Consider the following 7,303-nt stretch of genomic DNA (forward strand, 5'->3'; position numbering starts at 1 on the left):
TAATAAATGAAGATTCTATGTCCAGCACCACTGCAAAAAGGAGATATCGTAGGGCTTATTTCTCCGTCGAGCCCTATTATGGAACAGGATATAGAAGCGGGAGTTCATTTATTAAAGTCGCATGGATTTAAGGTAAAGTATGCAAAGCATATGCTTGCATCAGAACGATTTTTAGCGGGAAAAGACAGTGATCGTGCAAATGATGTGATGGATTTCTTTAAAGATTCTGAAGTGAAAGCAATTATTGCAACCCGAGGCGGACAAGGTTCACAACGTCTTTTACCTTTTTTAGACTATGAATTAATTAAGAGAAACCCAAAACAATTATTCGGGTTTAGTGATACCACCGCGTTGCAATTAGGCCTATTTAAAAACAGTGGCTTAGTAAGTTATACAGGATTTACTTTGACTATTCATCTGAGTACCCAGGTTAAAAAAACATTACTTTCCTCTTTGTTAGGCCAAGAGTACACAATTTCCAAAGGAATAAAGGTTCATGCAGGTGTTAGTCGAGGTCCTTTACTTGGTGGAAATTTAACTTTGATGACTAATTTAATGGGCACACCTTATCTGCCTAGTTTTAAAGAAAGTATTTTGTTGGTAGAAGACGTTGGTGTCGAGCCCTATAATATTGATGGCATGCTCTCCCAACTCGATTTAGCAGGAATTTTTGATGAAGTTTCTGGCGTTATTTTTGGTACATTTGAACACTGTAAAAGTAAGAAATCGAATCAGCACGATGGTACGGTAGAAGATGTAATCAATGAATGGGCTTCAAAATTAAAAGTACCTTGCATTAAAGAGTTTCCCTATGGACACGGTAAGCAAAATTGCATTCTTCCAATTGGCAAAGTGGTTACTTTAGATGCAGATAATACTTGCGTTACAATTCAAATTTAAAAAAAGAAATAACCACTACGGATGAGAACATTGTTTTAATAGAGGCATAAATGAATACACAAGAAATACCCAAAGAGTATCAACATATCTCTCCAGCAGGTGCTGAAGTTCGATTGCTGATGAATAATCATTTAGGTGGAATGGCTCACTGTACTTTAAAGACGGGAACGATTTCCAAGGCGGTTCGACATAAAACGGTATCTGAGTTTTGGCATGTCCTTTCTGGTGAGGGTGCAATTTGGCGTAAGTTGAACGATGAAGAGAGTATTACTCCTTTAACACCTGGAATCAGTATCGATATTCCCTTGGGAACACATTTTCAATATCGAAGTGATGCAGCAGATTTGGTGTTTATTTGCGTTACTATGCCACCTTGGTCAGGCAGTGATGAGGCAAGTTATGTGGAGCATGGTGCCTGGACTCCTACAGTGGAATAAATGAGATGACTTTAAAATTATCGTTTTTAGAAAATCCAGATCCCGATGATGTTCAAATATTAACGAACAGGATTAAGGCGTATGCCAAACAACAAAGAGGCTTCGAATCTTTAGATTTCTTTGCATGCTTTATTCGTGAAGCAGACAATAGCATTGTGGGTGGTTGTAGTGGGGGAACACTCTATGGAGGTCTTCATGTCGATAATCTTTGGGTGAGTGAGTCCATCAGACATCAAGGATGGGGAACAAAGCTTATGCAAGAGACGCTGAAATATGGCAGTGAAAAAGGTTGTGCATTTGCAACAGTCAATACTATGGATTGGGAGGCAATAGAATTTTATAAAAAGTTAGGATTCGAGCTTGAGTTTGAGCGACATGGGTTTCAGAAAAATTCTATTTTTTATTTTCTGCGTAAAGAACTTCAGGAACCAAGAGACATCGGACTCTTAAATGATGATTCAGTCTCGAGATTAAGTCAAAACCTAAAATCGTCTAGATCAGAATCTTTATTGAGAGAAGGGGTGGTCTCAATAAACAATACACCTCATTTTAAGTGGGGACAAGATTGTGATGGATGGTGGTTAAAAAATGATGGTCAATTTAGTGTTATTTATGAAACGATACCTCCTGGTTGTTCTGAGATAAAGCATTATCATCAGGAAACAGAACAATTTTTTTATTGTTTGCAAGGGCAATTGGTTATTGAGTTTGAAGATTATAAGCAGGTGTTACGGGAGCAAGAAGGAATAAGTATAAAAGCAGGGGTAGCTCATCAAGTGAAAAACAGTTCCGGAAATTTGGTTTCTTTTTTGGTAATTTCATCTTCTAATCTATTCGGGGATAGAGTGAATCTGGAGTCCTAAAATGTCTATTGAATTGATTATCCGCAAAGCAGTAATTGATGATGCTCAACATCTTCACCCTTTAATGGAACAATTGGACTATCCACAATCGCCTGATGAGCTGCAAAGACGACTTGAGCTATTTACTAATGAACTGCATTACGGTGTTCTTCTTGCGGAAATTGCTGGAAAAGTTGTTGGTTGGATTGCTTGGTCTAAGAGTTATCTTTTTGTTTCCGAAACAACAAGATTTCATATTGAAGGCCTTGTGGTCGACCAAGGATATCGTAATCAAGGAATAGGTAAAAAGCTTATGATTACTGTTGAGGAATTTGCCAGGCAGTTTAGTCCCTGTATTATTGATTTGACATCGGGACTTAGGCGAGCCAAAGAGGGCTCTCATGATTTTTACAAATCACTTGGATATCCGAATGAAGGTCATATAGCAAAACTGTATTTAAGGAAAGTTCTGTGAACATCAAAGAATTACAATCTGCTTTAAAAATTGAGACAGCAACATTAGATGATTATCCTATCATCCAAAATATGGCACGATTTTATGTATATGAACTCTCTCGTGACTGTGGTTTTATTTCAGATGATTGGGCGTTACCTTCCGATGGCCTGTATGAAAGCTTCGATTTTAAAAATTACTTTGAAGAGCCGACAAGAAAAGCCTTTCTTATCAAGGTAGGCAATGAATTAGCAGGTTTTGTCCTATTAAATCAAGAAGGGATTTACCCTGATACTGTGTGGAATATGGACGAGTTTTTTATTACTGCTAAGTTTCAAGGCAAAGGTTTAGGTTTTTTGGTTTCCTCTGAACTTTGGAACATGCATCCAGGCTTATGGGAAGTTTCTGTGATTCCGGAAAATAAGCGAGGGCTTAACTTTTGGCGTAAAACTATTTCAAAAATTACAATGGGCAATTTCCAGGAAGAAGTTAAAACAGTCAATTATGATCCACATCAGCCTCAACGAGTTATTTTTCGTTTTGATAGTAGAGCACATGAGAGTAGCGATCCTTCAGAAAGCAAGAAAGAATATCAAATCCAATTTGCTGATGAACTCGATGAGGCCACAGAAAAACGAATGCCGAAGGGATTTATTGCCTATGAAGCCCAACATGGTATTGATGTTAATTATCGACGTTTTTCAGTGACCATTTCTTCTGCCCAAGGAGAAGTTGTTGGGGTGATTAATGCCTATACAGCATTTTCTGAAATTTATGTGGATGATATTTGGGTAGACAGTAGTCATCGTGGTAAAGGGTATGGCAAGCAGTTATTGCTTGCTCTAGAGCATCATTTCAAAGGCCAGGGCTTTAATAATATCAATTTAGTGACCAGTGCTTTTCAAGTCCCAGAGTTTTATAAGAAGTGCGGTTTTATAGCAGAATTTACGAGAATTAATAAAAAAAATCCCAAGTTAAGCAAAACATTTTTTGTTAAATTTTTTAATGAAGAGTTAGAAACACAAGGCATTCTTAAGGTGGTTCATAGTGAATAGAAATCAACTAGAAACAATCTGTAAAAAATTAAAGATAAACCAATGTGACTTGCCTCAAAGAGTCTATGGCGGTCTTTTACATAAAATGTGGTATCTGGAGTGCAATGGCTCGCAGTTTGCTGTAAAACAACTCAATAGCAGGATCCAATTGACTGAAGAAGTTAAATCCCAATATGAATTGACAGAAGAGATAGCCTTCCAATTTTCCAAATATACGATACCTGCAATTCATGCTCTAAAAATAGAAAATAATTATTTAATCCTTTCAGAAGATGAAGCTTTTCTTGTTTATCCTTGGATAACAGCAAAAGCATTAGATAAAGACGCTATATCTGAGATGCATGCACTTAAAATAGCCACTCTCTTGGCTAAAATTCATTGCATTAATCTTGATGTTCCCCAGCTAAGCACTCAAGAATTTGATATTCATCCCAATGAAAAAATTAGTGTGTTAATAGACCAGTCAGCAAGCCAAAATTTGGTGTTTAAGGAGCAATTAATAAGTAATCAACGAATTATAATTGAGCTTAACGACCTCTATCAAAAAACTGTACCTATTTTACAAAGTAGCAGTGTAGTAAGCCATGGTGATCTGGATCAGAAAAATGTTCTATGGGATAAAAATAATGCTCCGTTTCTTATCGATTGGGAGTCGGCGCGAAAACTTAACCCCACTTATGAAATAGTCAATTGTGCTCTTGATTGGAGTGGAATTACTACCCCACTGTTTCATAAGCCTTTATTTATAAAAATGTTAAAGACATATGCTTCTTCTGGAATAACAATAAATCAGGATCATTTGGAAACTGCTTTTTATGGTGTTCTTGGTAATTGGATCAATTGGCTGGTATATAATATAGAGCGTTCTTTTAGCTCTGATAAAGAGCAGCAGGATATTGGTATTGAACAAGTTCTTCAGGTTTTGCCTACTATTATTCAAATCAAAGAGAGTATTACAGAATTAACTGAATTAGTAACACATGAATTAAGAATAAACTGTTAACTTTATTCAACTTTGATTACCATACCCCACGAAATTAACTTTAGTTTAAAGGAATGCTTCATGACGAACATTAACAATAATAAAGCGGCATTAGTGACCGGAGCCAGCCATGGAATTGGTCTTGAACTCGCTAAAATTCTTTTAGGTGACGGTTGGGTTGTCTATGGAACAGGACGGGATATGAGTAGCTTAGAGGATACTAAAGCGCTATTTCCTCGTTTTGTTCCCATTCAATCGGATTTTACCCGCAATAGTGATATTGAACAGGTTGCAAAATTATTCATGAATCTGGAATACCACTTCATCTTTTAGTTCATAATGCAGGAATGAAAAGTCCTCCACGTCCGTTAACTGAATATGATTGTGACAGTATTGACGAAGTGTTCCAGGTTAATTTATTAGCTCCAATGAAACTAACGGCACTTCTTGCGGTAGGGATGCCTGAGAAGTCTCGGATTTTATTTGTTACATCAAGAGCAGCCACTTTGAAACTTAAAGAAAGTTCAACATACTGCGCCAGTAAAGCGGGTTTGGATGAAGTAACTGCTATTGTGAGAAAAGAGTTAGCCGAGAAAAATATCGGTGTGTCTTGTGTTATTCCAGGGGAAGTGGATACAAGAATTCAAAAAATTTTAAGAGAAACAACTTCATTTCATTTACATAAAATGTTTGATGAGGCTTATCAGTCCGGTCAATTAATAAGCCCAGAAACGTGCGCGGAATTCCTTAAATGGTTTCTTTGCGACTTATCGTTTGATGAGTTTATGCAAAGCAATATGCCCGTTTCCATCTATGAAGAATGGCACCATCCATTCTGGCTTAGAGATAGGAATCATCTACCTCCATTTCCTTTCTAATTCATTTATGAACTTTTATGATCAGCTCCAATAAAAATTCAACTTTTGGGAACAGATGATTGGTTTGTTCTATTGATTTTTCAAGGCATAATTCTCTTATGGGGGGATATGCCCTCACTCTTTGATTTAAATTACAAAAACGCAGCAAATGCGAACTAACAATAATAGTGTGTCATTTTATACTGTCAAGACTAAATTCCAAAAACCAATATTTCTTTAACCACAGCGCAACATTCACGAGTAAAATCAAAACGGGCACTTCAACAAGAGGACCGATAACTGTTGTAAAAGCAATGGCAGAATTAAGTCCGAAAGTGGCAATTGCTACAGCAATAGCCAATTCAAAATTATTGCTGGCCGCTGTGAATGAAGCTGCAGTTGTTTTTTCGTAATTCGCACCTATAACTTTCCCCATTACAAAACTGATAAAAAACATAACTACAAAATAAATCGTCAGAGGGATAGCAATGCGAATTACATCAAATGGAAGTTGTAAAACCATAGCCCCTTTCAAAGAAAACATCGCCAGAATTGTAAACAAAAGGGCAACCAGGGTAATAGGAGAAATTTTTGGTAAAAAATGGGTTTCATACCAAGACCGCCCTTTTTTCTTTATCAATACAAAGCGAGTTAGAAATGCAGCAAAAAAGGGAATCCCAAGATAAATAAAGACACTTTCTGCAATGGTCATAAAATCAATGTGGACTATTTGTCCAGTCATGCCAACCAGGGGCGGCAAGACTGTTAGAAAAAACCAGGCATAGACACTAAAGAAAAGCAGTTGAAAAATACTATTAAACGCCACTAAAGCTGCAACATACTGATTGTCGCCTTCTGCCAGCTGATTCCATACAATCACCATAGCAATACAACGCGCTAAGCCGATGAGGATAAGTCCAGTCATGTACTCAGGATATCCATGTAAGAATAAAACAGCGAGACCAAACATGAGAAATGGACCGATAAGCCAGTTTTGAATTAAGGAGAACAATAAAATTCGCCAATCTTTGAATACTAGTGGTAATTCTTCATATTTTACCCGGGCCAGTGGAGGGTACATCATTAAAATAAGTCCAATCGCAATGGGAATATTGGTGGAACCAATAGATAATGAATTTAAAAATTGTGGCGTGCCGGTAAAGAGTGAACCGATAACAACGCCAATAGCCATTGTCAGGAAAATCCATAACGTTAAATATCTATCTAAAAAAGAAAGGCGACGGGTGCTGCAAGTGGTCATGACAGCAACTCCTTTTCTATTCGTTGTTTCAGTTGATTAAAAACCGCTTCAAATGCTGTATTGATTTCCATTTCTGAACCTTCTACTTGGGCAGGATCAGGGATACTCCAATGGAGTTTCTTTGGTTGACCCGGGAAAATTGGACAGCTTTCACTAGCTGCCTGGTCACAGACTGTGATGACTAAATCAATAGATTTTGCTTTAAATTCATTCCAGGATTTGCTGCGAAGAATATTGGGTTTGATACCATGGCGCGTAAGGGTTTCAATTGCAATCGGATGTACGTTTCCAGTCGGAGCGCTACCTGCACTAAAAGCCAGATAGCGACCATTCGAGTAATGATTAGTTATTGCCTCAGCCATAATGGACCGACAAGAGTTCCCCGTGCAAAGAAATAATAACTTAATTGGCTCAGCATTCATCAACCACAACATCCAGTTGTTTTTGACTGTGTATCACAGCAAGAGGTTGATGGGTTTTTTTCCGGCATACTACAACAAGAACTTTCTGTTGCC

Annotated in this window: 10 protein-coding genes; 8 read left to right on the plus strand and 2 right to left on the minus strand. The window is 37.4% G+C overall.

Going from position 1 to position 7,303, the window contains the following annotated elements:
* Positions 1–6: 6 nt before the first annotated feature.
* From BU07_RS0100420 to BU07_RS0100455, 8 genes are read left to right on the plus strand one after another with little or no spacing between them, the layout of a single operon-like run.
* Positions 7–900: a S66 peptidase family protein gene (locus BU07_RS0100420; protein WP_031562542.1), complete on the plus strand. Its 894-nt coding sequence runs from the start codon at positions 7–9 to the stop codon at positions 898–900.
* 50 nt (positions 901–950) lie between these two features.
* Entirely contained in the window at positions 951–1,337 is a 387-nt protein-coding gene (locus tag BU07_RS0100425) for a cupin domain-containing protein (RefSeq protein ID WP_031562544.1), read from the plus strand.
* A 5-nt stretch (positions 1,338–1,342) separates the two neighbouring features.
* Positions 1,343–2,200, plus strand: coding sequence for a GNAT family N-acetyltransferase (locus BU07_RS0100430; protein WP_031562546.1), 858 nt, complete (start codon positions 1,343–1,345; stop codon positions 2,198–2,200).
* Position 2,201: 1 nt separating this feature from the next.
* Entirely contained in the window at positions 2,202–2,654 is a 453-nt protein-coding gene (locus BU07_RS0100435) for a GNAT family N-acetyltransferase (protein WP_031562548.1), read from the plus strand.
* Positions 2,651–3,688: a GNAT family N-acetyltransferase gene (locus BU07_RS0100440; protein ID WP_031562550.1), complete on the plus strand. Its 1,038-nt coding sequence runs from the start codon at positions 2,651–2,653 to the stop codon at positions 3,686–3,688. Before BU07_RS0100435 ends, BU07_RS0100440 begins: the two co-directional genes overlap by 4 nt.
* On the plus strand, positions 3,681–4,691 hold the full coding sequence (locus BU07_RS0100445) for an aminoglycoside phosphotransferase family protein (protein ID WP_031562553.1): 1,011 nt from the start codon (positions 3,681–3,683) through the stop codon (positions 4,689–4,691). The genes BU07_RS0100440 and BU07_RS0100445 overlap by 8 nt, the downstream gene beginning before the upstream one ends.
* A gap of 60 nt (positions 4,692–4,751) precedes the next feature.
* Positions 4,752–5,003, plus strand: coding sequence for an SDR family NAD(P)-dependent oxidoreductase (locus tag BU07_RS17770; protein WP_031562555.1), 252 nt, complete (start codon positions 4,752–4,754; stop codon positions 5,001–5,003).
* Positions 5,004–5,017: 14 nt separating this feature from the next.
* Positions 5,018–5,548 (plus strand): SDR family oxidoreductase, encoded by a 531-nt coding sequence (locus tag BU07_RS0100455; RefSeq protein ID WP_031562557.1) that lies wholly within the window; start codon positions 5,018–5,020, stop codon positions 5,546–5,548.
* Positions 5,549–5,720: 172 nt separating this feature from the next.
* Here BU07_RS0100455 and arsB read toward each other — a convergent pair whose 3' ends face one another.
* Together arsB and BU07_RS0100465 are read right to left on the minus strand one after the other, a co-directional pair.
* A complete protein-coding gene (gene arsB, locus BU07_RS0100460; protein ID WP_031562559.1) occupies positions 5,721–6,788 on the minus strand; it encodes an ACR3 family arsenite efflux transporter in 1,068 nt (355 codons plus the stop codon).
* Positions 6,785–7,222 (minus strand): arsenate reductase ArsC, encoded by a 438-nt coding sequence (locus BU07_RS0100465; protein WP_428829202.1) that lies wholly within the window; start codon positions 7,220–7,222, stop codon positions 6,785–6,787. Before BU07_RS0100465 ends, arsB begins: the two co-directional genes overlap by 4 nt.
* Between the last annotated feature and the right edge of the window lie 81 nt (positions 7,223–7,303).

Origin of the sequence: Legionella wadsworthii DSM 21896 = ATCC 33877 (assembly GCF_000701265.1) — a bacterium.
In the GTDB taxonomy this organism is placed as follows: domain Bacteria; phylum Pseudomonadota; class Gammaproteobacteria; order Legionellales; family Legionellaceae; genus Legionella; species Legionella wadsworthii.